Source organism: Limosilactobacillus agrestimuris, from assembly GCF_943193105.1.
Lineage (GTDB): Bacteria > Bacillota > Bacilli > Lactobacillales > Lactobacillaceae > Limosilactobacillus > Limosilactobacillus agrestimuris.
On sequence record NZ_CALPCW010000004.1, the window covers coordinates 87,213 to 111,942 of the forward strand.

At 39.0% G+C, this 24,730-nt stretch carries 28 protein-coding genes and 2 tRNA genes; 7 read left to right on the forward strand and 23 right to left on the reverse strand.

The annotated features are described in order from the left end of the window. Positions 1-61: 61 nt before the first annotated feature. The 3 genes from murC to NFR46_RS04225 all read right to left on the reverse strand — a co-directional run bounded on the left by murC (position 62) and on the right by NFR46_RS04225 (position 2,474). A complete protein-coding gene (murC, locus tag NFR46_RS04215; protein ID WP_251574969.1) occupies positions 62-1,369 on the reverse strand; it encodes a UDP-N-acetylmuramate--L-alanine ligase in 1,308 nt (435 codons plus the stop codon). Between the two features lie 43 nt (positions 1,370-1,412). Then, complete coding sequence (gene ytpR, locus NFR46_RS04220; RefSeq protein WP_251574970.1) at positions 1,413-2,063, reverse strand: YtpR family tRNA-binding protein; 651 nt, start codon at positions 2,061-2,063, stop codon at positions 1,413-1,415. A 90-nt stretch (positions 2,064-2,153) separates the two neighbouring features. Beyond that, a complete protein-coding gene (locus NFR46_RS04225) occupies positions 2,154-2,474 on the reverse strand; it encodes a thioredoxin family protein (protein ID WP_251574971.1) in 321 nt (106 codons plus the stop codon). Between the two features lie 140 nt (positions 2,475-2,614). Here NFR46_RS04225 and NFR46_RS04230 point away from each other — a divergent pair, with 140 nt between their 5' ends. Then, positions 2,615-2,962, forward strand: a complete 348-nt coding sequence (locus NFR46_RS04230; RefSeq protein WP_251574972.1) for a PepSY domain-containing protein — start codon at positions 2,615-2,617, stop codon at positions 2,960-2,962. Positions 2,963-3,017: 55 nt separating this feature from the next. On the opposite strand, the gene NFR46_RS04235 is transcribed toward NFR46_RS04230, so the two are convergent. Genes NFR46_RS04235 through NFR46_RS04250 form a run of 4 tightly spaced genes read right to left on the reverse strand, consistent with a single transcriptional unit; the run spans position 3,018 to position 6,019 of the window. Continuing rightward, positions 3,018-3,407, reverse strand: coding sequence for a HesB/YadR/YfhF family protein (locus NFR46_RS04235; RefSeq protein WP_251574973.1), 390 nt, complete (start codon positions 3,405-3,407; stop codon positions 3,018-3,020). A 20-nt stretch (positions 3,408-3,427) separates the two neighbouring features. Next, positions 3,428-4,078 (reverse strand): tRNA (guanosine(46)-N7)-methyltransferase TrmB, encoded by a 651-nt coding sequence (trmB, locus tag NFR46_RS04240; protein ID WP_251574974.1) that lies wholly within the window; start codon positions 4,076-4,078, stop codon positions 3,428-3,430. Between the two features lie 8 nt (positions 4,079-4,086). After that, positions 4,087-5,289: an ABC transporter permease gene (locus tag NFR46_RS04245; RefSeq protein ID WP_251574976.1), complete on the reverse strand. Its 1,203-nt coding sequence runs from the start codon at positions 5,287-5,289 to the stop codon at positions 4,087-4,089. Next, positions 5,282-6,019, reverse strand: a complete 738-nt coding sequence (locus NFR46_RS04250; RefSeq protein WP_251574978.1) for an ABC transporter ATP-binding protein — start codon at positions 6,017-6,019, stop codon at positions 5,282-5,284. Before NFR46_RS04250 ends, NFR46_RS04245 begins: the two co-directional genes overlap by 8 nt. A gap of 127 nt (positions 6,020-6,146) precedes the next feature. Between NFR46_RS04250 and NFR46_RS04255 the strand changes: the two genes are divergently transcribed. Both NFR46_RS04255 and NFR46_RS09390 read left to right on the forward strand, forming a co-directional pair. After that, positions 6,147-6,584 carry an HIT family protein gene (locus NFR46_RS04255; RefSeq protein WP_251574980.1) on the forward strand — a complete coding sequence of 146 codons (438 nt, stop codon included), beginning with the start codon at positions 6,147-6,149 and terminating at the stop codon, positions 6,582-6,584. 67 nt (positions 6,585-6,651) lie between these two features. Further along, entirely contained in the window at positions 6,652-6,786 is a 135-nt protein-coding gene (locus NFR46_RS09390; RefSeq protein WP_277612850.1) for a hypothetical protein, read from the forward strand. Positions 6,787-6,846: 60 nt separating this feature from the next. On the opposite strand, the gene NFR46_RS04260 is transcribed toward NFR46_RS09390, so the two are convergent. The 6 genes from NFR46_RS04260 to argS all read right to left on the reverse strand — a co-directional run bounded on the left by NFR46_RS04260 (position 6,847) and on the right by argS (position 16,119). After that, positions 6,847-7,779 (reverse strand): peptidylprolyl isomerase, encoded by a 933-nt coding sequence (locus NFR46_RS04260; protein WP_251574982.1) that lies wholly within the window; start codon positions 7,777-7,779, stop codon positions 6,847-6,849. Positions 7,780-7,885: 106 nt separating this feature from the next. Continuing rightward, positions 7,886-10,357, reverse strand: a complete 2,472-nt coding sequence (locus NFR46_RS04265; protein ID WP_251574984.1) for an ATP-binding protein — start codon at positions 10,355-10,357, stop codon at positions 7,886-7,888. Further along, on the reverse strand, positions 10,347-11,552 hold the full coding sequence (locus NFR46_RS04270; protein ID WP_251574986.1) for a metallophosphoesterase family protein: 1,206 nt from the start codon (positions 11,550-11,552) through the stop codon (positions 10,347-10,349). The genes NFR46_RS04265 and NFR46_RS04270 overlap by 11 nt, the downstream gene beginning before the upstream one ends. Before the next feature lie 93 nt (positions 11,553-11,645). Continuing rightward, positions 11,646-12,020 carry a YlbF family regulator gene (locus NFR46_RS04275; protein WP_251574988.1) on the reverse strand — a complete coding sequence of 125 codons (375 nt, stop codon included), beginning with the start codon at positions 12,018-12,020 and terminating at the stop codon, positions 11,646-11,648. 68 nt (positions 12,021-12,088) lie between these two features. Next, positions 12,089-14,251 (reverse strand): PBP1A family penicillin-binding protein, encoded by a 2,163-nt coding sequence (locus NFR46_RS04280; protein ID WP_251574990.1) that lies wholly within the window; start codon positions 14,249-14,251, stop codon positions 12,089-12,091. 167 nt (positions 14,252-14,418) lie between these two features. Further along, positions 14,419-16,119, reverse strand: a complete 1,701-nt coding sequence (argS, locus tag NFR46_RS04285; protein WP_251574991.1) for an arginine--tRNA ligase — start codon at positions 16,117-16,119, stop codon at positions 14,419-14,421. A 384-nt stretch (positions 16,120-16,503) separates the two neighbouring features. Here argS and thiD point away from each other — a divergent pair, with 384 nt between their 5' ends. Both thiD and NFR46_RS04295 read left to right on the forward strand, forming a co-directional pair. Then, positions 16,504-17,331 carry a bifunctional hydroxymethylpyrimidine kinase/phosphomethylpyrimidine kinase gene (thiD, locus tag NFR46_RS04290; protein WP_251574993.1) on the forward strand — a complete coding sequence of 276 codons (828 nt, stop codon included), beginning with the start codon at positions 16,504-16,506 and terminating at the stop codon, positions 17,329-17,331. After that, positions 17,331-18,266: an L-lactate dehydrogenase gene (locus NFR46_RS04295; protein ID WP_251574995.1), complete on the forward strand. Its 936-nt coding sequence runs from the start codon at positions 17,331-17,333 to the stop codon at positions 18,264-18,266. Before thiD ends, NFR46_RS04295 begins: the two co-directional genes overlap by 1 nt. A gap of 52 nt (positions 18,267-18,318) precedes the next feature. Here NFR46_RS04295 and NFR46_RS04300 read toward each other — a convergent pair. Continuing rightward, positions 18,319-18,389: transfer RNA gene (locus NFR46_RS04300), tRNA-Gly, on the reverse strand. A 47-nt stretch (positions 18,390-18,436) separates the two neighbouring features. Further along, complete coding sequence (locus NFR46_RS04305) at positions 18,437-18,766, reverse strand: hypothetical protein (RefSeq protein WP_251574996.1); 330 nt, start codon at positions 18,764-18,766, stop codon at positions 18,437-18,439. Positions 18,767-18,905: 139 nt separating this feature from the next. Between NFR46_RS04305 and NFR46_RS04310 the strand changes: the two genes are divergently transcribed. Next, entirely contained in the window at positions 18,906-19,247 is a 342-nt protein-coding gene (locus NFR46_RS04310; RefSeq protein ID WP_251574997.1) for a hypothetical protein, read from the forward strand. On the opposite strand, the gene NFR46_RS04315 is transcribed toward NFR46_RS04310, so the two are convergent. From NFR46_RS04315 to NFR46_RS04345, 7 genes are all read right to left on the reverse strand, one after another. Continuing rightward, positions 19,227-19,817, reverse strand: coding sequence for a non-canonical purine NTP pyrophosphatase (locus tag NFR46_RS04315; protein WP_251574998.1), 591 nt, complete (start codon positions 19,815-19,817; stop codon positions 19,227-19,229). The genes NFR46_RS04310 and NFR46_RS04315 overlap by 21 nt on opposite strands. An 11-nt stretch (positions 19,818-19,828) precedes the next feature. Beyond that, positions 19,829-20,224 (reverse strand): ASCH domain-containing protein, encoded by a 396-nt coding sequence (locus tag NFR46_RS04320; protein ID WP_251575006.1) that lies wholly within the window; start codon positions 20,222-20,224, stop codon positions 19,829-19,831. A 90-nt stretch (positions 20,225-20,314) separates the two neighbouring features. Continuing rightward, positions 20,315-20,398, reverse strand: a tRNA-Leu gene (locus NFR46_RS04325). Between the two features lie 60 nt (positions 20,399-20,458). Further along, positions 20,459-20,743, reverse strand: coding sequence for a YbjQ family protein (locus NFR46_RS04330; protein WP_251575008.1), 285 nt, complete (start codon positions 20,741-20,743; stop codon positions 20,459-20,461). Between the two features lie 429 nt (positions 20,744-21,172). Then, positions 21,173-21,844, reverse strand: a complete 672-nt coding sequence (locus NFR46_RS04335; RefSeq protein ID WP_251575009.1) for a CPBP family intramembrane glutamic endopeptidase — start codon at positions 21,842-21,844, stop codon at positions 21,173-21,175. Continuing rightward, on the reverse strand, positions 21,837-22,067 hold the full coding sequence (locus NFR46_RS04340) for a hypothetical protein (RefSeq protein ID WP_191684784.1): 231 nt from the start codon (positions 22,065-22,067) through the stop codon (positions 21,837-21,839). The genes NFR46_RS04335 and NFR46_RS04340 overlap by 8 nt, the downstream gene beginning before the upstream one ends. 50 nt (positions 22,068-22,117) lie before the next feature. Beyond that, positions 22,118-22,726, reverse strand: coding sequence for a hypothetical protein (locus NFR46_RS04345; RefSeq protein WP_251575010.1), 609 nt, complete (start codon positions 22,724-22,726; stop codon positions 22,118-22,120). A gap of 213 nt (positions 22,727-22,939) precedes the next feature. On the opposite strand from NFR46_RS04345, the gene NFR46_RS04350 reads away from it, so the two are divergent. Further along, positions 22,940-23,575 carry a deoxynucleoside kinase gene (locus NFR46_RS04350; protein ID WP_251575011.1) on the forward strand — a complete coding sequence of 212 codons (636 nt, stop codon included), beginning with the start codon at positions 22,940-22,942 and terminating at the stop codon, positions 23,573-23,575. An 81-nt stretch (positions 23,576-23,656) separates the two neighbouring features. Here the strand turns inward: NFR46_RS04350 and NFR46_RS04355 are convergent, their stop codons facing one another. After that, entirely contained in the window at positions 23,657-24,727 is a 1,071-nt protein-coding gene (locus tag NFR46_RS04355; protein ID WP_251575013.1) for a glycoside hydrolase family 73 protein, read from the reverse strand. Positions 24,728-24,730: the final 3 nt, after the last annotated feature.

The following is a 24,730-nucleotide window of genomic DNA, read 5'->3' on the forward strand; positions in this document are numbered from 1 at the left end:
TTGACTATCTTTGACTTTTCAAAAATAATAACAAACTTAATGGTAAGCTTCAACCCTTTAGCTACTTACTCAATAATTCCTTATACTTATCTTCATACTTCTCAATATCACCAGCACCCATAAAGACGACTACTGCATCATGATAGTGAAGAAGCTTAGTCATCGTATCCATATCAATTCCTTCACTGTTAGGAATCTTGGCCTCAAGGTCTTCACTTGAAACATGACCAGCATGCTCACGGATTGAACCAAAGATTGGAGTTACAAAGACCTTATCTGCTCGTCTTAACGATTCTGCAAAGCCGTCAATATAAGCCGCTAACCGTGAGTAAGTATGTGGTTGGAAAACAGCAATTACTTGGCGATCTGGGTACTTTTGCCGTGCAGCATCAATAGTAGCCTTGATTTCGCTTGGGTGGTGAGCATAATCATCGATCAAGGTTTCATCAGCAATATCAGTTTCACTGAACCGACGCTTAACCCCGGTAAAGTTTGCCAATTCGCGCTTAATATCTGCCATATCAACATGTTCCATGTAGGCAACTGCAATTACTGCTAAGCTATTAAGCACACTATGTTCACCATAAAGATGGATCGTGAAAGTCCCTAACTTTTGATCCTTAAAGTAGGCATCATAAGTTGAACCCGCAGGAGTCCGTTGAATATTTTCAGCACGGAAATCATCATTTTCACCAGTTCCGTAATAGTATACTGGAACATCAACATCTAATTTCCGGAGGTTTTCATCGTCGCCCCATGCAAAAATTGCCTTCTTAACTTGCTTTCCAAATGTTTCAAAAGAAGCACGAACATCATCAATGTCCCTAAAGAAGTCAGGGTGATCAAAATCAATATTGGTCATAATTGCATAGTCAGGGTGATAAGCCAAGAAATGATCCCGGTATTCGTCAGCTTCAAAAACAAAGAAACGATCCTTAGCATTCCCCTTACCAACACCATCACCAATTAAGTAACTAGTTGGTTCAACACCATCAAGAACGTGAGCTAAAAGTGCGGTTGTGCTTGTCTTACCATGGGCACCAGCGATCCCAATACTGGTATGACTAGTAACTTCATTCTCGACCGCTTCAGGATAGCTCATCACTGTTAAACCAAGTTCATGAGCTCTTTTCACTTCCGGATGATCTTCTCCAAACGCATTTCCTTGAATAACGATCATTCCTGGCTTTAAGTTAGCAGAATCAAATGGAAGGATCTTAATCCCGTTCTTTAATAGTGGGCCTTGCGTAAATGTTTCCTTTTCAATATCTGAACCTAAGACTTCATTTCCCTTATCATGATGAATCCGGGCGAGTGAGGCCATTCCTGTACCTTTAATCCCAATAAAATAATAAGTCTTCTTATCCATTAATCTGGTTCCTTTCACAAACAATTATTAATAAATTGACAATTTAGTTTTCGGCTGGGAAGTAAGCATTGGCCCGATCAAAGTCAACTGCTTCACCAGTTTCCTGCCAGTCATCAGGGATTATCCATAAGCCCTTCTTGTCAGGGGCGTTCTTTAGCCGTAATTCACGGAAGCCACAAAGCATTCCTTCACTCTCAACTCCCATTAACTTACCTGGCCAAATAATCTTACCATCTGGCATCATTGCACCTGGACGAGCAGCAACAACCTTAATGTGTTCCTTAACGTTAGGAGAACCACAGACAACTTGGACGGTCTTACCATCTTCTACACGGGTTTGGGTAATTTTAAGGTGATCTGACTTTGGGTGATCCTCAATCTTTTCAACATAACCAACAACGAACTTTGGTGTGTGATCAGCTGTCAACTTCTCAGTAAAGCCAGCTTCACTTAATGCCGCATTTAATTTTGCGACTTGATCATCACTTAAAAATACCTGACCCCGTTCATCTTTTAATTCAGGTAATAGTTCACTTGCATCAAAGAAATTATAGCCAAGCAAGCTACCATCCTTAGCATTCGTAATTTGCGTAACTGTTCCCTTTGAAATTACAGTTTGGTCATCTACATCTGGACCAGTAATAACAACTAAAACATCACCCATCTCTTGGGGGTTATAACTAGAAATTAACATCAAACTTTCCTTTCTCCATCAAAATAACAATGAAGGGAATCGCAACCCATCACTTCACTGACCCCTTCATTCTTTTTATCGTTTACCATTTTACTTCAAATCATTTAAAAAATCTTCCACTTGTTGCTTTGTTTTCCGATCTTTATTCACAAAACGACCAATTTCTTTTCCATTACGATAAACAACAAAGCTGGGAATTCCAAAAATATTTAGTTCAGCTGCAAGATCGATATTTTCATCACGATCAACTTCAATAAAGGTATATTCTGGAAAATCTTTTTCAATTTCTGACATTGCCGGCTTGATAAAGTGACAATCTGGACACCAACTAGCATCAAAAAATAGTACATAATCCCCATCACTGATCTTAGTTAGTAGTTGTTCTTCCTGCATTTGTGGTAACTTTTCCATTTTTCTACCTCCATAATTTATTTGAAGCAATTATATCATTAAGAAGCTAAGACTGCGTCTAATTAGCTTTTTTACCTCGTTAATGTTAGAATTAATATTATCAATTTTGATACTAACTGACAAAGGAAGCAATTAATTAAATGAATGATTCTAATAGTTCACTTAACCCATGGTTATTACCCGTTACCCTCGGTGCATCTGGAGTAGTTGGTTTCCTTGCTGGAAAGTTGTTTGGTCAACGACGTATTTCAGCTGACCAAATTCTCAAAATAATTCGTGATGATTTCAAGCGTGAAGGAGAGGTTACTGGCAGTTGGATTAACCAACACCGGATCCCATACCAACGTTTTGCAGTTAAAACCGAGGCTTACGAAGGTGGCATCACCCGTCTAGAAGATGATCAACCAGTTGACTATCAATTTATTGCAGATGCAAAAACTGGAAGTCTTCTTTCACTAAAGCGGATTGAACAGTCATTAAACAATTAAAATTTACTAAATTAAAAAGGGACTGGAGAATACTTCTCCGGTTCCTTTTATTACATTATTCCCAATAATCTTCAAATTTACTTGAAGCACTAGTAGTCGCATCAACATTTTCAGCGCTAAAGTCACTTTCATTTATGGTTAAATCTGATCCTTCCCGCTGAAAATAAAATGAAGGTTGTTCGTCACCAGAGTGAAAATCGACCAATGTTACTAAGCCAGAAAAGAACCAGGCATCATCAAAATTAATATGATAGTTAATTCCATTCTTTTTCCTTATTAGTGTTGCCCTTTCAAGGTCCTTTTCGGGGCTAAACCCTTGCCGAGAGCTATGCTTAACATTATGTGGTTGAACAGTCTTTCCGTAAAATTTAATTCCGTCACCGGCTTGGAGGACATACGTATTTTTGAACCACTTATTTGCAGCCGCTGTAACGATTAGTTTCATCGAATCACCCCTATACCGATTTATTTTTGCAACGGCATCGTTGCCGTCAACTTATAAATTGGCTGACCCTTAGAAGCAAATTTATGTTCATATTCAGTTTCAACGTTATGTTCATTCTCATCACTATTGTGAAGATCGAGCCAGAGGCCATCAAACTTCATTCCAAAGTTATTCATACTTACAACAGAGAATTCAAAGAATCCCATATTATCAGTCTTTAATTCCACTTGACCTTGGGTTTGCAAAATTAATTGGTATTCACTAAGAAATGTATGATACGTTAACCGTCGTTTTGCATGGCGCTTTTTTGGCCATGGATCAGAGAAGTTTAAATAGAGCTTATCAATTTCATGTGGTTCAAAATATCCAGTCAGTTCTTCCCCTTCACCACAAATTAATTGTAAGTTAGGTAACTTTTCAGGAAGTGCTTTTTTCAAAGCAATTGCTGCAACGGTCCGCTGAATCTCCAAACCAATAAAATTGATTTCTGGGTGAGCTTTTGCCATTCCAATAATAAATTGGCCTTTCCCCATCCCCACTTCAAGGTGGAGCGGTTGTTCTTTAGGAAAACGGGATTGCCACTTTCCCTTAAATTGAGTTGCATCATCAACTAGTAATTCGGGATGTTCCGCCATTAACGGATCAGCCCATTTTTTATGTTTTACACGCATAATATTCCTCACTTTGTTATTTTTTTAATTCGATTTTGAAAATAAAACTTAATTAGAAGATAGCTTTCGCCTAACCCCAAGATAAGATTTATGATTAACCGTTGCCAATTAAGATCACGACCAACACTTGCCATTACAATTAATAACATCTCAAGCACAATCACCTTACTCAACAGCCGCTGGAAATCCTTAACTTGAGCTTGATGAGCAATTGGATAAATATGAGTAAAGACATTATTTTGGTATTGCTCATAAAACGGCATCATTTGGGTTGCCACCAAGTACACAAACAGGAGCACAACAACTGTATTTAACCAGTTAACCGGAATAAAGAAAGCAATTAGCATCCCTACAATGGTCAAACGAATTACCAAGCCACTTACTTCTGTGTTTCGGATAAAACCATGCGCATACAGGTAAGCCCACGGCCGATTACCATTCTCAAGCAAACTGATTAATCCAGTTGCCCACTTTCGCTGCTTAACGTTCCCTTGAACACTTGGAACATCAGTAAAGAGGTTAAATAAACGGTAAATGCTGTACATGCGATCTTGTTCTGCCCGTACGGCTAGCCGCCAGTCAATTGCTACATTTCTATAATAAGCAATCATTGCGCCCAGTAAAACTACGGCTACCAATAACCCCCAGGCTGGTCCGACAAGCCAAGTAAAAAGCCAGACGATTAAAGGATTTACCCAATATTCAGCAGTTGTTCGTCGGTGCTGCTCACCCCATCGAATACTAATCGCCTTTCTAGCAGTCCAAAGCCAGGTTACTTTAGTAATCAACGCCGTGATAAGGATCAAGCTAATGTCAATTTCAGTCAAGCGTTCAGTGGTTAGCGCAAACGGAAGTGCCACTGCGGAAAGCGCCAGCATCATTAACACACCTAAAATCATACTATAGGTTGTTGCTTGTTTAAGATAATGTTTAATTGCAGTCACTTGCGGTAACAGGAAAACGGGATCCGGTCGCTTAATCAACGTTGCAAGCCTGCCCACCTGAGTAATCAAGACAAACCAGAGCACGAGTAGCCAACGAGGCCACCACAAGTGACTATTCAACTGTGGCAACCATTGCGAATAACCATAAGCTAATGCACCGAAGAGGAAGAATAAGGCAATCACAAAATGATCATTAAACACTAATCGCCAATACTTTAATAGTTCCATAAAGTGTCTTTGACGACGTTGACTAAATAAACTATTCATTTTGATCATTCCTTGCTAAGCTTAGATAAATATCATCCAGCGATTCATCCGGTCGATCCGCTTTTTGTCGTAATTCTTCTAAGGTTCCGTGAGCACGAACTTTCCCATTAGCTAAGAGAACAAAGCGATCACAATAACGTTGAGCAGTATCAAGAACATGGGTTGACATTAATACAGCTGTCCCAGCCTTTTTCTTTGCTTCAATTAATTCCAGCAAATCATGAACCGCTAGAGGATCAAGACCGTAAAAAGGTTCATCAACAATCAACAATTTAGCATCGATCATCAATGCACAGCAAATCATTACCTTCTGTTTCATCCCCTTTGAAAAATTAGCCGGGAACCAGTCAAGTTTGTTATCTAGTCGAAAAATTTTTAACAACTTGTGGGCTCTTTCCCAAGCATCATCATGCTTTAATCCATAAGCCTTAATTGTCAATTCAATATGTTCCCGAAGCGTTAACTCATCATAGAGGATCGGTGTTTCTGGAACATAAGCAATTTGCTTTTTATAATCAACTGGATCTTTTTGGATATTAACGCCATTTAGAGTAATTTCGCCAGAAAAAGGCCTTAATAAACCAATAACATGATTAATCGTTGTTGACTTCCCGGCCCCATTAAGGCCAATTAAGCCAACTAATTCTCCAGCTTTTACCTGGAAACTAATATCTTTTAATACTGGAATTTGGGAATATCCTCCTACCAGATTTTTAATTTCAAGTGCCATTATTTTTCCTCTTTTTTATTGACTTATCTAGCGTTGATTATATCATAGGTCACTTATTGACAACTCCTTTTTAGAATACTTTTGGTATACTTATGGTAACAATAAGTTTTAAAAGGAGCGATCATTAATGGACGATTGTATTTTTTGCAAAATTGTTAAGGGTGAGATCCCAAGTTACACGGTATATGAGGACAACGTGGTAAAGGCATTTCTTGATATTTCACAAGGCACCCCTGGTCATACCTTGGTTATTCCAAAGAAGCATGTTCCTGACCTATTCGCATATGACGAGGAATTAGCAGCGGCTGTCTTCTCACGTCTTCCAAAGATTGCCCGGGCAGTTAAGGCTTCTAACCCTAAGATCAAGGGATTGAACGTCCTTAACAATAACGGTAAAGTTGCTTACCAATCCGTTTTCCACTCACACATCCACTTAATCCCTCGCTACTCTGATCAAGATGACTTTAAGATGATTTTTAAAGATAATTCAGGTGAATACAATGACGCTAAATACAGGGAAATTCAAGAATCAATTAAGCAACACTTTGACAACACCAATAACTAATTATTTTCAAAAAGATATCAATAATATCAAATTTCTTCTCGGCTCACTTAAACAATTACAATCTAATGTGCAACGTTTACAAGGCGCCACTAAGGGAGTTAGCCACTATCTAGACAGCGCTAAATATGATGTGGAACAATGGCAATTCAAAAGCCAACCTCGCCTTGAAAAGATCCAACAAATTATTGATAAAATGAAATAAAAGGAAGTTCCCGCATTCGACTAAATCGGATAGCAGGAGCTTCCTTTTATTTATATTAAATTAGTTACTTCCTAATGAAGAACCATTATTTGATTTAGTAGTAGTTGCATTACTGTTTAAGTAATCATCCATAATGTTCTTCAGGTCATTATCCTTAATCGAAACATTCCCCTTCTTCAGAACATTTGAAACAACCTTGTGTAAGAACTTCGGATCGTTCATCTTTTCTTGAACGATTTGGGTTCTTAAGTCATTGATGTGTTGGCTCTTCTTTCCCTTAGCAGGGTGTTCAATCATGTAAATAACAACATAACCATCATCCGTCTTAACTGGTTCAGTAGTGAATTCACCAGTCTTTAACTTAAAGGCTGCCTTCTTGTAAGCTGAATCAACAGAAGTAGAAGTATTATCAAAGGCAGCAACCTTTCCGTCAGCCTTCTTAGTAGAATTATCAGTTGATTTAGACTTAACTAGCTTCTTAAAGGTCTTGTAAGGGTGATCAGAGTTATTTAACTGATCAATGATTTCTTGAGCATCATCCTTACTCCCAACAAGAATTTCGGCAGTTTGGACTTTTGGCTCATAGTTTTTCCATTGCTTATTAATCTGAGCGTTAGTGATATGGGTATAACTCCGAACGGCTGCTTCCAAGCATAAGTTAGAACGAATTTGTTGTTTTAACGTCTTTTCGGTTAATCCTTGTTGTTGCAATACCGCACTAAATTGTGAACCATATTGGTTTTTGTAGGTATTGTACTGAGCATTAACCTGCTTATCGGAAACTTGCTTCCCGTATTCCTTATCCAAGACCTTATCCAAGATCATTTGTTGAAGAACTTGTTTACCATTAGTGGTTGACTTCATTTCGTTGTAGTACTCTTCTTGAGTAATCTTTCCACCACTAGTTGTTGCAACAGCCTTGCTTCCACAAGCGGCTAAGGGAAGAGCCAATGTTGCACAAGCAATGATTGCAATTAATTTTTTCGACTTCACAAAAACACTTCCTTGATTTATTTATAATTCTCATAAAACTTACCAGTCTAATATACCACACTCGATATGTGATGCGCTGTCTTGATAAAGAATGTTTAAATGATTTTCAAACTTTATTCTTATTTAATCGGTCAAGGTCAATCACTGGTGAACCCAATTCTTTAATTTGATCATTTGCGGTAAAGTAAATTACCTGATTTTCCGTGGCCATTTGCTTTAATAATTCAAGCATGCGACCACGACGTACATTATCAAAGTTAACAAAGCCATCATCTACCATTATTGGCAATTTAATTTGATCACTAATGACCGCAATAAAGCCAAGGCGGAGTGAAATAAACAATTGCTCAGCCGTACCAAGTGATAATTCAGGTACCTGAAAGACCTGCTGTTCTTGACTCAAAGTACTAATTCCATCATCATCTACCATTATTTTTTGATAACGATCATTAGTCAAAATAGCAAAGAATTTTTCTGCCTGCTGAAGGATCTTCGGATAACGATCTTGAGAAGCAAGCTTTAAGGCACCATTAATCCACCGAATAGCAAATTGTTCACTTAACCATTGTTTTGTCTCGTGCCAGATTGTTGTTTGCAAATTGGCTAATTGCTGGTTTAATTCACTAAATGAACCATCTTGAACTAGCGAGTTAATCTGAACCTTAAGTTGAGCTAATTTTGTTTCAATTTCTGTCTGCCCTTGTTCGTTAGCTGCCAATTCCTGGTGAGCAACTGAAACATCCTTGTCTAGGAGAGCCTTATCAGTATAATATGCCAACTGCTTACGGTCATTATTGGTTAATTGTTGCCCGTAAACCTCAGTGGTGACCTTTCTTGTCTGCTCCGTAACCTTTTGTGTCTGAAGTCGTTTAAAATCATCATCGTTTTTAATATTGAAGGACTTATATTCAGCTTCCTTATTTTTGAGTTCAGTTGTTAGCTGGACTTTTAACTGGTCAAGGTGATTTTGTAGTCTAGTTTGTTCTTGTTCTGCACCAGCTAACTGTTGTGAACGATCTTGCATTTCAACAAGCCAACGATTATAACTATTGATTAACTCGTTAATTGAATCGGCTACCATCTTAATTGGTAACTGACGTTTTAAGCTTTCCAATCGTTGATTAAACTCACTTTTACTTTGATCAACTTGTTCTAACTGAGCTTTTAAATCCTGATAACGATGAAGATCAGGCTGCATCGCTAACCATTTATCAGTGGGAAACGAAGATAAACCATGCCGTTCTCCAAATTGCCGTAATTGTGAATGCTGTTCTTCAGCGAGTTGCTTTTCATGCTGTTGTTGCTTGAACCATAAACCACCCGCTGCACAAAGAGCAATTATTCCTAAAATCCATATCAGCGGCTGGTGAAGAATTAGTCCAATGATAAAAAGGACAATCCCAATTCCAGGAATAAACAGACTTTGGTTATTCGCCTCATGAGAAATAGCATTGAGCAATCCCTCAAGCTCACTAACAGCCCGTTCAGAAAGCGGTGCTAGTAAATTAGAATTCCCGTATCGTTCTTCTAATTGCTTAAGCTCGTTTTGCCATTTGGCTTGCCGATCCGTTCCCTGGTTATTGCCTTGAATTTGCAATGTCAACAATTGATCCTTCAACTGTTGGTAGTGGACTCTTTGTTGTCGATAGTCATTTACTTCAGGAGTAGAAAGTTCCTTAATAACTGCTTGCTGTTCAAGCAACTGTGGCTCAAGTGTTTGAATTTGTTTTCGCAGTTCCCGTTCTTGACTTTGAATTTCCTGAACCTTAACTATTTTCTCATCTGTTAACTTTATTCCTGCCTCTGACTTTTGCTGGTGACTACGCCATTGTTCAAACACAGGCCATAACCGTTGAAGGCGTTCTACTTTTTCAACTTTGTCTTTAAGTTTAGGTTGTTCTTGTTGGAGCTTCTTTAGCTTAAACTGCCCTTTGGCCTGTTCCTCGACCAGCCGATGATAATCACTACTTTGCGACTGGGCTTGATTAACTCGTTCATGGAGTTCATCGTATTCCTTTAAGTGACGGTTTAAGCTTAATTTTCTACCACGTGGCTTATATAGTGAGTCAGCGCTTTTTTCTAAACGGGCAATTTGCTGGAGCCACTCTTGGCTACCAACTGCTCCCAGTCGTTGTAACTGTTGTTCAAGTTGTTCCCGGTCAAGTTCATCATTTAAGATATTATTTTGGTTAAAACTATAAATTGCTTGATAAAGTTCTCGATCTAACGGACCAATTAATTCGGCGAGGAAATCAGCTCTTTCCTTTTTTCCTTCTTCATTAGTGATCGTTACCTTGCCACCATTTTTTCCCTTAACCCGTTTAATAACGTACTGGTGTTGGTTTGCATCAACCGTCAGTGAGCCGCCGTAACCTGAACCATCCTTAGGAAGGTATTGTTGGTACTTATTCTTTCCGCGACCATCCGCAAAACCAAAAAGAATACTCAATATAAAGGCAGCTAAGGTTGTCTTCCCCGCTTCATTTGCTCCGTAAATCAATACTGGATTATCAGTAAATTTAAAGTCTTGATCATGCCATTTTCCAAAGCCATCAATGTGAACCCTTTTAATCTTCATGATGGTCCTCCTTGCCTAATTCTTGACTAGCCTCACGACGCAATTCTTCAATCATTGAAGGTTCTGTAAAATGTTCAGCAATAAAATCATACTTTGATAATCTTCCCGCTAACTCTACCATTGCCGATTGATTAAAAACTTCTTTAGCGGCTTGATCCCAATATTCTTGATCTAAATCAGTCATCTTGGGAAGATTAGCCTCCTCAAGAAGGTTAATTTGATAAGGCCACCATGTTGGCGAATCTTCTTCTGCAATTTGTTCCTGAAGCCGTTCTAAAATTGTTCCGTTAGTAATTAACTGTTTTGTTAGAGCATTCATTTCACCAGTTGGCTGAATATTTAACGCAATCATCTTAAACTGCTCACCCGACTTAACTTGCTGTTGTAATCTTTCAATTATGGTATCAGCAGCTTGTAAGTGATCTAAATTAGCGTTAACCGTACACCACTCAATTGGTGCAATGGCCTTAAATTCTGCCTTCAGCTTACTTGAATCACTTTGAACAAGGTAATAACCATGTTGGCCATCCTCATTTTTATGCCGACCTTGGGGATCACCAGGATAAACAACCGGAGGATTATCATTAAGTACTTGGTGTTTATGAATATGACCTAATGCCCAGTAATCATAGTTCTTTTGTAAAAGCTCTGCTACCGTAAATGGAGCATAGTGGTCCTGTTCGGAATTATTTTGAGCAAGTGCCCCATGAAGCATCCCAATATGCCAATCAGTGGTTGTCTTACTTGGAAAACTACCTACCTGATCAGCTGATAACCAGCGCTTCCCATAGCTAAATCCAGTAATCGATACCGTTTCTTTATTCGAAAGTGTTAATGTTTTGGTTTCAACCTGATTGCCGAAAACATGAACGTTCTGGGGAAGTGAAGTTACCCCTTCACTAACTATTTGGTAATCATGGTTGCCGTAACTTAGGTACACTGGAATCTGATGTTCGTTTAAGCGTTGACATTGACGAACAAAAAAATCTTCCGCTTCAGCACTATGGTGGTCCCGATCATAGATGTCACCAACAATTAAAACAAAATCGACTTGTTCTTTAATGGCATTATCAACAATTCGTTCAAATGCTGTAAAAGTAGACCGATGAATCTTTTGCCAAATCTGCGTTGGCATATCAGCAAGTCCCCGAAATGGACTATCTAAATGTAAATCTGCAGTATGAATAAACTTCATCTTTTCACCCTTTGAATAAAAAAACGGGAAGAGTATTCAGACACGACCGTCATCATTCATCTTCCCGTTTCATTTTTATAACTAAATTAACAGTTACTTGTCAGCTAGTTGTGGGCCTTGTGGCATAACGTCCTTGTAAATGTCTTGAATAGGACTAGTAATTGTCCGGTTGAGTTGTTGGAGCATGTTATCAACAGCCCGTTCTTGGTTCATTAAAGTTTGTACTTCAGGCTTAGAACTCATTTCCTTAGCAATTGTTTGGATTGCGTTAATTTCGTCTTGAGTTAACTTTTGGCCAGCCATTTGCTTTTGTTGAGCGTTAGCTTGCATTTGTTGGAACTTCTTGAAAGTATCAAAAGTATCCTTTTGGGCCTTTAAGTTATCAAAAGCCTTCTTCAAACCTTGATATTCTTGTGTTTCTTTTAGTTGATTACTAAGTTCATTAGCGGTGTCATAAATATTAACCATTTTTTGTAACCTCTTTTCATTTATTCAACAATTTGATTGTATCATACTATCGCCTAATCATCATTTTTTCAGAATAAAGAACGAACATCATTCCATAACTGACCTGCACGATTACCAAAATCATTTACCGATTGGTTAAAGCGATTCATTAAGTCGCCACCATTCTTCAAGAATGAGCCCCAACCTTTACTACTCTTTCCACTATTCGCAGTTGCACGCGTCTGAGCATCTTGAACATTAAACTTCGTATTTGGCGTATTTTTCAAGATACCAGCCATTTCTACTTTGTAAAGGCTATTAACATTCTTCATTGAAATATCCTGGAGGGCATGCGATGAATTAGTGTCATCATACCCTTCCCAAGTAGCAACCACTACATCAGGAGTATAACCAACAATCCACTTATCACGATCATCGGCACTATTACTCTTAACTGCAGATTCGGTTGTCCCTGTTTTCCCGGCTAAAGTATAACCTGCTGGACGAGCTGATTGTCCGGTCCCGTGTTCAAACACCCCAATTAACATACTGGTCATGTTTTTTGCAGTATTAGCAGTCACAACCCGCTTTGGCTTAGCCGGTTTGGCAGTAACAATGGTTTTGCCAGAAGCATCTTTAATTTTTGTAATATAGTGCGTATCTGGCATTTTTCCTTCATTCGCAAATGTCGAATAAGCCCGGGCAATTTGTTCTGGAGAAACCCCCTTAGTCATTCCACCAAGGGCAAGTGCCAAGTTTTTGTCGCTTTTCTCAACCGGTAAGTCAAACTTCTGGGCCATCTTATACCCAGTATTAACACCGATCTTATTCAGCAACCAGACCGCTGGAGCATTCAAGCTTTCATAAACTGCTTTATACATTGGAACACTTCCGGCATACGTATCGTCATAGTTCTTTGGCGTATAATCATTAGTGCCGTATGACTGCTTTTTATCCTGAAGTGTTGAATCATAGAAGTAGCCATGTTCCAATGCTGGCGCATAAACGACCAATGGTTTAATTGTTGAACCTGGTTGTCGCCGCATCTGTGTTCCCCGGTTAAAGCCACGGAAGACATGCTTCCCTCGGCCACCGACAATTGCTGTAATTCCACCAGTCTTGGGATTCATAGCTACTGATGCTGATTGCACTTTAGTTCCGTCAACCGAATCACTTGGGAAGTTATCGTCATCTTCGTAAGTTTGCTGCATGGAACGTTGCTGATCCTGATCTAACGTTGTATAGATCTTATAACCATTATTCATGATTTCCTTTTCTGAAAGGTGGTACTTACTAATTGCCTCAGAAATTACAGCATCAAAATAGTACGGATAACGGTAAGTATTTGGTGTAACATACCCGTTCCTAACTTCCAATGGCGTTTCCTTATATTGGTTTGCCGCAGATTGGCTTAGTTGATGATTTTCAACCATTAATTGTAAAACAAGGTTCCGTCGTTGCTTCGTTGCGTCGGGATGGGCAACCGGATCATAAATTCCCGGTGACGTTAACATCCCCGCTAACGTTGCTGCTTGAGGAACGGTTAATTCATCAGCATCACAGTCAAAATATCGCCTTGCCGCATCTTGAACACCCCATACACCGTTACCAAAGTAAGCATTGTTGAGGTACATCGTTAGAATCTTCTTTTTACTATATTGGTTCTCAACCTCTACCGCAATAAAGATTTCACGAGCCTTCCGGGAGAAGCTTTGTTGCTGAGTCAAAAAGGCATTTTTAACTAGCTGTTGCGTTAAAGTACTTCCCCCACCAGAAATATAGTTCCGGTGGAGTAGCTTATTTTTAATTAGCAAGAATCCGGCCCGGCCGAGACCCTTAATTGAGAAACCGTGCTCATGGTAAAAATTACGGTCCTCTGTAGAAATCACCGCTGCTGGAACGTTCGGTGAAATTTTATTCAAGGATACATAGGTTCCTTTTTGTGAGTAAAGGCTACCTGCTGAATCACCATTACGGTCATAAATCATGGTTGGCCGTTGCAAACGATCCTCAAGATTTTTAACATCTGCCGTTTTAGCAACAAACGTCAGGTAAATGCTAGTTACTAAAAACAGTGATAAACAAATAACAATTAGCCACCGTGTTATCTGATACCGGTGCCAAAATTGTTTTAACCAACGTATAAAACGTTGCCATAATTCTTTTAAAATTTCCTTTATCCGTTGCCAAAGTTGCTTTAGCCAGGCCTGTAACCGTTCACGGAAAGGAGGCTTTTCTGGTTCTCTTCTCATTTATTAATCCCCATATTGAATAACATTAAATCTAAATCATTTTAACACAGGATATTTTTACCGTAGTTTCTTCTTGTTGAGCATAACTAAATTTTAAAATAATAAAGCAACCTAAGATTAGTCCTAGATGATAATCTTAGGTTGCTTTTATCTAGCTATGACATTTATTACATTTCGTCAGGAGCCTTAACATCAAGGAGAGCTAATGCTGACTTCAAAACGTGACTAACTGCTTGAGTTAATGCCAACCGTGCTGGTTGTTGTGGATCATCATTTAAAATCCGGTTGTGAGCGTAGTATTGGTTAAACTTCTTTGCAAGTTCCAAAGCATACTTTGCAACTACTGATGGATCATAGTTAAGCGCAGCCCGCTTTACAGCTTCACCGTATTGACCCAAGAAGCTAATTAATTCCCAAGCACCATCGCCAACTTGAGTTAAGTCAACATTACTGAAGTCACGGATACCGCCCTTCCTCAAAATACTCTCAGCACGTGCCCGAGCATATTGAACATAGGGACCGGTTTCCCCTTCAAACTTAACAACGTCTTCAAGCTTGAAGTTAACCGCATTCCGCCGGTAATTCTTTAAATCATGGAAAATTACGGCACCGATACCAACCTGCTTAGCAACTTCATCGGCATTCTTCAAATCAGGGTTCTTTTCTGCAATTTGCTTCCGTGCCAAGTCAACGGAGTCATTAAGAACGTCTTCAAGAGAAACAACATTACCTTTACGAGTTGACATCTTTTGACCATTCAAGTTCATCAACCCAAATGAAATATGTTCAATTTGGTCCCACCAGTTAAAGCCAAGTTCCTTCAATGCCATCCGTAATTGCTTGAAGTATACTTCTTGTTCAGCACCAACAACATAGAGTGACTTAGCATGGCCGTACATCCGCTTCCGGAACAGGGCAGTAGCCAAATCACGGGTGATGTAAGTAGTTGTTCCATTACTCTTGATAATTAACAATGGTGGCAAGTTAAATTGATCAAGATCAACAATTTCAGCACCACGACTCTTCTTTAACAATCCCTTGTCACGGAGAAGTTGGATTGGTTCTTCCATCTTTTGTGCTGAGAATGCTTCACCATTAAATGAATCAAACTTAACATCCAGCATCTTGTAAACCCGTTGGAACCGTTCCAAGGAAATTTCACGGAACCAGTGCCAAAGACGCCATGCTTCTTCATCACCGTGTTCCAACTTTGCAAACCATTCACGACCAGCATCTGTGTATTCTGGGTGTTCATCGGCTTCGGTATTAATCCGAACATAGAGTTGAAGCAGGGTATTAATTGGATCGTTCTTTAAGCCATCTTGGACTTCTTGGCTGTCACCCCACATTTCGTAAGCAGCCATCATCTTACCAAATTGAGTTCCCCAATCACCAAGGTAATCAATCCGGATCAAATTGTAGTTAACCTTTTCAAGGATCCGGGCAATTGCCTCACCGATCATGGTTGAACGAAGGTGTCCCATCCCCATTGGCTTAGCAATGTTAGGTGAGGAGTAGTCAATTGTTACGTTAGCCTTATGACCAAGATCACTTTCACCATAGTGTTCAGGATCGTTCAAAATTGACTTAAGGACATCAGCACCAACATTGGCCTTATCAAGGAAGAAGTTAATGTATGGGCCGGCAACAACAACCTTGTCAAAGCCACTTTGATCAATTTTCTCTATTAATTCACTAGCAATCATTTGAGGAGCCTTGTGTAAGCTCTTGGCTAAGAAAAATGTTGGGAAGGCATAGTCCCCATTATTTGAATCCTTTGGCCGTTCAATTTTTTCTTCGATTTCATTTAACTCTAAGTCTGGTAATGCAACAGCTAAGGCATTGGCAACTTGTAATTTTTCGTCCATAAATTAATTCCTCCTATACAAAAAATCCCCAGTAAATAAGCAATATTTACTAGAGACGAGATTTTCCCGCGGTACCACTCTAATTGAATTAGAATTCCACTCATTTATTAAGTTTTACCTATGAAGCACGCCTTCATAAGAACGAAATTCCTGACTCCCACCATCACAGGATCGCTGATAAACCGTTTCTTACTACTACTCTTCAATCATTGGTTTCTTGTCTAGTGTATCATAATTCATTCGTTTGTAAACAAGAATTTTTTCAATTCATTTTAATACAAATGCTTGCAATAATTCTTGTTCTTGCAAGCCCTTTATTGAGTCACCACCGATCTTTTATGTTACAATTTTCCCAAACATGTTATAGAAAGGTTGCTGATAGACATGATTAACCAACAAGTACAAGCAGTAACAATCGCTGGTCATGACTCAGACGGTAGTGCAGGGATGCCCGCTGACCTTCACGCATTTTTCGCAGACGGTGTTTATGGTCACGGCCTTCTTACCGCAGCTGTTTCCGGTAATTCTTACGGAATCGATGCAGCACAAGTAATGCCAAAGGACTTTATTGAACAACAGTTTAAGACCTTATCCGCTGATTTTAAAATTTCAGCTGCCAAAACAGGGATGCTGGCTAATGATGACGTAATCAATGTTGTCGCTGATCAGTATACGAAGGTTGACTTTGGTCCATTGGTGGTTGATCCAGTAATCATCACTAAACACGGTGCAATGCTCCTGGAACAGTCAGCATATGAGCTCTTCCGTGAACGAATCATTCCGCTTGCTACCGTGATTACACCTAATTTCTATGAAGCACAAAAGTTAACTGGCATTGAATTAAAGGACACTAAAGAAATGTTCATTGCCGCAAAGAAGCTCCAAGAAATGGGAGCAAAGAACGTGGTAATTAAGGGGGAACATAATGACCCTAACCAAAAAGAAGTAGTTGACGTTGTCTTATTAGAAGATGGCTCACACTTTGAATTAAGTAAGCCATTTTTTGATACCACCCACGTTAATGGTACCGGTGATACTTTCTCTGCCGTTATCGCTGCTGAATTAGCCAAGGGAACAGACGTTAAGAGTGCCGTTCTCCGGGCTAAAGATGCGGTCTATGCTGCAATTTCACACCCAATTGAAGTTGGCCATAAATTTGGTCCAATTAATCACTGGGCTGCACAACGTGAATTAAAGAAGAAGGAATTATAATGATTAACCATTATCGTCATAAAGTTGTCTTAGTTGGGGATGGTGCTGTCGGCTCTGCCTTTGCGTTCTCCCTCCTTCAATCAAATCGTGAAGTTGATGAACTCGTTATTGTTACTCGAAACCACGATAAAGCTATTGGAGATGCGCTTGACCTTGCTGATATTACTCCTTTAACTGGACCAACCGATGTTTTTGCTGGTAATTATGAAGATGCCCATGATGCGGATGTCGTAGTTATTACCGCTGGTGTTCCACGGAAGCCTGGCGAAAGTCGCTTAGACCTAATTCATAAGAATATAAAAATTCTCAAGGGAATTGTTGAGTCAATCGTTGCTAGTGGTTTCAATGGTATTTTTGTTATTTCTAGTAACCCGGTTGATCTCTTAACAACACTTACCCAGCAAATTTCTGGTTTTCCAAAAGAACGAGTTATCGGTACCGGTACCTCTCTGGATACGATGCGCCTACGATTAATTCTTAGTCAACGTCTAAATATTTCAGTAAATGCGGTCGATTCACAAGTTCTTGGTGAACACGGTGATTCTTCGTTTGTCACTTTTGATGAAACCATAATTAACGGGCGCCCATTAGATGAAATCATCCAATTAACACCAGAAGAAAAGGACGAAATTGAGAAACAAGTTCGGCAGGCTGGTGCAAAAATCATTCAACATAAAGGCGCCACTTTCTATGGAGTCGCCAAATGCCTCTCAACAATTGTGTGCGCGATTGTTGAAAACCAAAATACAGTCATTCCAGTTTCGGCTCCCCTCACTGGACAATACGGGATCAATGGCCTTTACCTTGGTTCACCAGCAATTATTAACCGTCAAGGAATCGGTCAAGTAGTTGAATATCAATTATCACCTACTGAACTAGCCAAAATGCAAGCATCAGCAAAACAACTTACCGCGGTCCTCAAAGAGGTTCAGTAAAAAAATAACCTTCAAGGCTTACCTTGAAGGTTATTTTTCAATCCAATTTTTAAGCGGGTAACGAGAATCGAACTCGCGACGCAACCTTGGGAAGGTTAAGTTTTACCACTAAACTATACCCGCATGAACTAAGTAATAACAATTACTTAGTAAGTATATCGCTAATTTAACTATTTGTCAGCCTTTTTTGATGATTTTTTTGTTGTCTTTTTATCATCAGATGACTTTGAAGATTTCTTGTCAGCATCTTTACTACTGTCTTCATCTTCGTCATCACTCTTTTCGGTACGTGGAACAGCCTTGATCATCTTGGCTTCACTTTGCCGAATAACTGCACGGCTGTTTAATTCATTAACCCCGTTCTTATCACTGGGTTCAAAATCCTGGATCGAAATCATTACAGAGTTATTGTATACTTTTTCAACAATTCCGGTAAAATCATGTTCCATTGGACCGAACTTCTTTGCCTTAATAAGATCACCAATTTCAAAATCAGCCACAGGCTATCACCTCTTCATTATTTTAGTAAACACAGTAATGTACGATACACTTTTTTTGCCATTTTTTCAAGCAAAGTACTCGTTTCACTCCCATGAATTCGCATCAGTGTTACAATCAAATTCTGAAAGGAGCTTCCCGATGCTAAATCTGTTAATCCTATTTGCGATCATTATTCTCTTAATTTCTTCCACTACTGGTCTCCACGCCAAGATGGAAAAACATGTTAATGATTGCTTAATTATTACCCGGTGTTTTTTCTTCATTCTGTTAACATGCCAGATCATTCAGCTGTTTCTTACCTGGAAAACTCAACTACTCGTTAACCTGATATGGTTAATCTTTTCTATTGTTCTCTTTGCTTTTACCGCAAATGCTTTTCGAGAAAAACTCGTAACGTTTGGTAATCCACATCACTCACGATTGGTACTTGGAGGAATGATCATCAACCTCTGCTTATCTTTAATTGTGATCTTCTTTTAGAAAGCGATCAAGTTCCTCAGCGGCTCGCGAACGTGTCAAATAAGGGTAAGATTCATCAAACGTCATCTGTGCTAGTGTTTTGCTTGAACCTTCAGGAATTAAGATTCTACTAAATCCTTCTCCAGCTGTTCCCTCTTCTGCTCTTGCAATCTGACCAGCTAGGACCCCACGTGCTACTTTAAGGATCCTCCCTTGATAAGCACAGGCAAGCACCGTTGTCATTTTAAATGAGCGATCCCTACCCTGAACGAGCTCGATAATATGTTGGTCATATTCATGGGGTGTTGGATAAGCAACTAAATCTCGTGCAGTCCGGACCCCGAGAATTTCGGGTTGGGACGTTAAAGTTAACCCAGAATCATCAGCAATTACTAATTGTTCCGGAAGAAATTTACTAATAAAAAGTGCTTTCCTACTTGCATTCTCCGTATATGAACGGTTGCCTTCAGAGGGAAAGTGCTTTTTTTCAACCAATTCTGTATACGGGATTGCGTCATTTTTGCGGACACGCAGGATGCGTTGAAGCTCTTTAATTTTATCCTGATTATGACTAGCAATGACAAATTGCAATTTCCTCCCTCCTAATAACGAAGTGGTGCGACTACTTTCTCAAGCCACTCTTTGGCACTTCTACTATGAATTTCTGTAAACGGGGCGCGTTTAATTAACCGATCATCCACATTAAAAAGTCCTAATTGGCCCTTAATTGGAAGTGGGTCTATCCAGTACGACCCATTCTTGGTAAATGGCGCTATTTTCCAAGCATAATACCGGCCATTATCATCTTCTCGTTGCTCAACGTCAATAATCTTAGCAACACAAAGAGCATAACCAGGAACAAAGCCGTGGATCTTCTTTGCAGTGTTACAAATCAGAAGATCACCCCGGTACTTAGTCGACCAGGTACGGTATTCTTCAGTTTTCGTGCCATGCATTATCTCAGCTGCGTAATCTGAACGAATGGATAAGGCCTTCATGACGGTGCCTCCTTGGTAAATAGGTTTTCTATATTAATTTTGTGTCAAAATAAAAAGCTCGGTAAATCAATGTTTACCGAGCTAATTTTATGCCCCAGGCAGGATTCGAACCTGTACATGGAAACCCATACAACGACCTGAACGTTGCGCGTCTGCCAATTCCGCCACTGGGGCATCGTTATTAAAGAAATAACAACAAACTTATTATACCGGAATCTTACTAATTTACAAGTCCTATTTATCCTCAATGAACTGAATCATTGTCCCATATCCCGTTAGTACTAAAAACTTTGGAGCCACTTGAACGTTTGCCACATTGGTATTAAAACGGACACCAACAATTCCATCTGCATCCTTCTCTGCAGCCCGTTCACGCAATTTCTGTTGAACTTCAGTAAATAATTGATCTAGCGATTCAAACGAATCAATTGCATCACTTGGTAACATTAAATGAGCCGTTGCATTAACAACTCCTAGAACTTTATGTGCTTGTGGGTAATCCTCAGTTGAAAGAAACATCCAACCACCTCCATAGCAATTATACCAAATTTAACTATCATTAACCGATACAAGAAAAGGTTCCAACACTTAGAAAACTAAATGTTGGAACCCAACTTTTACTGATGAGGGGAACGATCAATTAGTCCTATCGTCTACTTCCTCATAGTGCTTACGGAAGGAGTCTTGCCACTTTGCACTGGAACTTTTAATTACTAAATACAAATTTTTGATTCTCATCTTCCGCAAAGTCGCTTTTTTATTCGTTACCGCCCAGATAGTGCACCCTGGTAACCACCATTTAAATTAAGATCTTTCCGGTTACTCTTACGTTGCTTCTAACCTACTCCATAACTTCCTTCGGCCCTATTGGAACGGGAGGTTTACTTTTACCTCATTTCCTTCCTCACCAATAATATATCATCTTTAGTAAGCGTTTTCAATAACTAACTAAAAAATCCGTGAAAGCATTAATAACATTGCAACAAAGTTATTTAATCCGTGCAATAGCATTGAGTTTCGAATATCGCCACTCTTTCGGTAAACGTAAGCTAAAGTCATCCCCATTACACAGTACAAAAGGAAACTAATGATATTGGTACTTATATGACCAGCAGAAAAGACCACTCCAGATAAGATTACTTTTGGCCAAAAAGTATTCGGCTTAAAGAACAAGTTCATTAATACACCACGAAAGACTAACTCTTCTGCTATCGGTGTTAAAACTACCGCTGAAACTGCAAAGACAACCGTTACTAGCGGGTTACGTCCTAAGATTGTCATTAGGCTTTGGTTATTAGCTGTTTCTGCCTGGTGATAAATTACAATGTCTAATACCCCAAGAATATATTCACTAGCTAATATCACTAAGTAACCACCAATAATTAGTTTCAGGTTAATTTTTTTCCTAATCGGTAACTGATTATGGTTATGATACTCCTGACGAGCCCACATGATTATAAAATAATAAAGGAGTAAAGAAATTACGATTAAGATTATCGTTTTTATCGTAACTTGATGGCTACGATCTGCAATTCGCATTGCGGTCAATGGTAAACCAACACACACGAAAAGGACGGCCACTAAGCCACCCCGCCTAATGAGAGAAAAGACTTTACTCATTCTTTTTCCCCTTTTTCTTTTCTTGAAGGCGCAGTTGCTTCCGTCGTTGGTAACTCCACTTCGCTGTTACCCTTGTTACTAATAAGTTAGCAATCACAAATCCTAAGATCCATAAAATATACATTGACCATCCGGAAATAACTTTACAAATAGTCAATGCCACTAAAATTGCGAAAATAATTAATGGCGGTAAAACCACCTTTAAAACTAATTCTGCTTTCACTCTCTAACCCTCCACACTCATTTCAAGAAATTTATAAATAATTTAGCAAACTAATCTTGGTGAAAGACATCTTCTAATATCTGTTTAGTCGTTGCCATTTGCGTTCCCCGAGATCGCACATAATCAATCTGGGAAATAAGGATATCATACGTCCACATAGAAGATAAATCTTTTTCGTTGAAGTAATGGAGATTCAATGTAATTTCATTTAAATCGTGAATCATTCCCGAAAAATCATCCACTCCTTGATATTTTTTTGTCCCAATAACTACCGGTAAGTGGTTATCAGCAGAATCTCTCAATACATTTATTAGAATATTTCCGGTTGTGATCTCTGGATGATCATCCAAGAATTGTTGCACCCGCCAAATATCAAAATAGTGGTTCTCATGAGCTACCTTGGTCTTTTCCGAAACTGTTGTTAAATAATCTGTTTGATCATTAACTGCACTGATACTTTCAATCCGGATGGCAATTAAGCCATTGATCTTACCATCCCAATCAATACTAATCATTAAGCAAAAATAATTATCGAGTCCAACTATAAAACCAACGTTAAAATATTCGTCTCCCTTAATATTATGCACTTCAACCAGTTTCCCTTGTTGCTTGGCAATGGTTAACTGGATTTTAACATCTTGCTTATTTGGCTGTTCCAAATCATTGCCCCCTAATTGTCATTCGATTAGTCAAATAAAAATTCACCAAAAACAGTTTATCAGGAAAAGTAAAGTAAATTCAATTAATAGAACCTTACAAGTTGATAAACGATTAAATTCTACTACAAAATATATCAAAATTTGATTAGGAATCCACTATATTTTGTAGTAAGATAATTCTTGTGTTTAAAAATATAGTAAAGAGGGGCCAACATGGTGATAATTACTGCAGGAATGATTGGTGTCGGAAAAACCACCTTAACTGGTAAGATTGCGGAACATTTACATACAACAGCCTACTATGAACCAGTAGGCGAAAACCCAGTATTACCACTTTATTACGCAAATCCAAAGCAATATGGGTTCTTATTGCAAATTTATTTCCTTAATAAGCGTTTTTCAATGATTAAGCAAGCACTATCCGATGATAATAATGTTTTAGATCGGTCAATCTATGAAGATGCATTATTCACCCGTGAAAATAATGCAGAAGGAAATATCAGTGATACTGAATTAGAAGTTTACTTGAAGCTATTGGATAATATGATGGCAGATCTTGAACGGTTACCAAAAAAGGCACCTGACCTAATGGTTTATTCTGAAACTGACTTCGAAACAATCCTTTATCGGATCAAGAAGCGCGGTCGGGATTACGAACAAATTGATAAGAATCCCGAATTAAAAGACTACTACTACAAGATGTGGAGTGCTTACAAGGATTGGTACCGGGACTATGATGCAAGTCCAAAAATGAAAATTGATCTTGAAAAATATGATCTAGAGAATCCACGGAATGTCGATACTGTTTTGGCAATGATTGACGAACGCTTGAAGGATATTCGGCATTAATATTTGAGTAATTAATTTAATACGAAGGCAAGCTCCTCAAATTGGCTAAGAAGTCAATCTGAGGAGCTTCTTTTTCTCTTATTAACTAATAAGTATCTTTTTCAATCCCGTAAGCATTCCCGCTGATGCGGCACCTCCAATAACCGAAATTACTGGTGAAATTTTCTTATGTTCAGAAACTGTACGATGAGAAGAAGCTTTTACATGTTTTTTAGGCGGTAATCCTAATTGTTGATATCCCCTAGTAAGGCCGCTCTCACTTCCATCTTTTTTCAAATCATCATATCTTGTTAGCTGGTAGCTCTCAATAATTTGGTTTAATTTCTTATCATAATTTGGATCGGTTGCATAACGCCCGACAAGCGCTCGTGTTGCTTCCCGGTAATTCTTAACCGCTGAACGGTGGACTTGATTGTACAAAGGCTGCTGCAGTGTTTTAGCATAATCACGTAATGACTGAATATCACTAGCATACGAACGGAAAATATCTTGAACTTGTCTTGGTCGTCCATTAATAAATTCAGTCGTTGGTTTTAATGTTCCCTGACCGCCAAAATGCCCTTTAACTCCAAACAGGTTATGGTGTGGCGCAAGGCTTAAGTCGCTCGAACCCCAGTTACTTTCTAAGGCTGCTTGAGCAATAATAATGGATGGATATAGGTCAAACTCCTTTCCAACTTGTTGCGCATGCTTAGCGATTCTTGCAATAAAACGAGCTTGATTTGGTAATGGTTGTCGGTGTGGGTACTTCTCCTGGTCAAGGGAATGCCTACTTGTGCCACCACTTTTTATTTGTGGTTCTTCTTGTTCATCGTTTTCCTTGCTCCACTGATTTCCTTGTTCTCGTCCTTTCTGATAAGCAGCTTGCTCAACCTGATTATCAAATGAATGTGTTTGTCCTGCTGCTTGATCCGCTATCCCTAATTGAAAAGCTTGCCGATACTTTTTGGTAGCATTATGGAACTGAATGAGAAATTCACGTGTATATTCATCACCTTGGCTGCGCAACCTTTGCGCGCTTACTTCTTCCTGGTTAATTACCGCAACTTCAGCGTCATTCCGTGCCTCATCCACCTGACTAGCCAATCCAGTTAACGATGTATTAAGTGATACTAGCATTACCACCGTTCCTAAAATCACTTTATCTTTCATTTA

Bases quoted from the DNA above. Each gene is read 5' to 3' on its own strand.
- NFR46_RS04255 (WP_251574980.1), top strand. From the start codon at position 6,147: ATGGACGATTGTATTTTTTGCAAAATTGTTAAGGGTGAGATCCCAAGT.
- NFR46_RS04295 (WP_251574995.1), top strand. From the start codon at position 17,331: ATGATTAACCATTATCGTCATAAAGTTGTCTTAGTTGGGGATGGTGCT.
- NFR46_RS04265 (WP_251574984.1), bottom strand. From the start codon at position 10,357: ATGAAGATTAAAAGGGTTCACATTGATGGCTTTGGAAAATGGCATGAT.
- NFR46_RS04275 (WP_251574988.1), bottom strand. From the start codon at position 12,020: ATGGTTAATATTTATGACACCGCTAATGAACTTAGTAATCAACTAAAA.
- NFR46_RS04250 (WP_251574978.1), bottom strand. From the start codon at position 6,019: ATGGCACTTGAAATTAAAAATCTGGTAGGAGGATATTCCCAAATTCCA.
- ytpR (WP_251574970.1), bottom strand. From the start codon at position 2,063: ATGTTAATTTCTAGTTATAACCCCCAAGAGATGGGTGATGTTTTAGTT.
- trmB (WP_251574974.1), bottom strand. From the start codon at position 4,078: ATGCGTGTAAAACATAAAAAATGGGCTGATCCGTTAATGGCGGAACAT.
- NFR46_RS04270 (WP_251574986.1), bottom strand. From the start codon at position 11,552: ATGAAGTTTATTCATACTGCAGATTTACATTTAGATAGTCCATTTCGG.
- NFR46_RS04335 (WP_251575009.1), bottom strand. From the start codon at position 21,844: ATGAGTAAAGTCTTTTCTCTCATTAGGCGGGGTGGCTTAGTGGCCGTC.
- argS (WP_251574991.1), bottom strand. From the start codon at position 16,119: ATGGACGAAAAATTACAAGTTGCCAATGCCTTAGCTGTTGCATTACCA.
- NFR46_RS04225 (WP_251574971.1), bottom strand. From the start codon at position 2,474: ATGGAAAAGTTACCACAAATGCAGGAAGAACAACTACTAACTAAGATC.
- NFR46_RS04310 (WP_251574997.1), top strand. From the start codon at position 18,906: ATGCTAAATCTGTTAATCCTATTTGCGATCATTATTCTCTTAATTTCT.
- NFR46_RS04330 (WP_251575008.1), bottom strand. From the start codon at position 20,743: ATGTTTCTTTCAACTGAGGATTACCCACAAGCACATAAAGTTCTAGGA.
- NFR46_RS04235 (WP_251574973.1), bottom strand. From the start codon at position 3,407: ATGAAACTAATCGTTACAGCGGCTGCAAATAAGTGGTTCAAAAATACG.
- NFR46_RS04355 (WP_251575013.1), bottom strand. From the start codon at position 24,727: ATGAAAGATAAAGTGATTTTAGGAACGGTGGTAATGCTAGTATCACTT.
- thiD (WP_251574993.1), top strand. From the start codon at position 16,504: ATGATTAACCAACAAGTACAAGCAGTAACAATCGCTGGTCATGACTCA.
- NFR46_RS04230 (WP_251574972.1), top strand. From the start codon at position 2,615: ATGAATGATTCTAATAGTTCACTTAACCCATGGTTATTACCCGTTACC.
- NFR46_RS04280 (WP_251574990.1), bottom strand. From the start codon at position 14,251: ATGAGAAGAGAACCAGAAAAGCCTCCTTTCCGTGAACGGTTACAGGCC.
- NFR46_RS04350 (WP_251575011.1), top strand. From the start codon at position 22,940: ATGGTGATAATTACTGCAGGAATGATTGGTGTCGGAAAAACCACCTTA.
- murC (WP_251574969.1), bottom strand. From the start codon at position 1,369: ATGGATAAGAAGACTTATTATTTTATTGGGATTAAAGGTACAGGAATG.
- NFR46_RS04245 (WP_251574976.1), bottom strand. From the start codon at position 5,289: ATGAATAGTTTATTTAGTCAACGTCGTCAAAGACACTTTATGGAACTA.
- NFR46_RS04320 (WP_251575006.1), bottom strand. From the start codon at position 20,224: ATGAAGGCCTTATCCATTCGTTCAGATTACGCAGCTGAGATAATGCAT.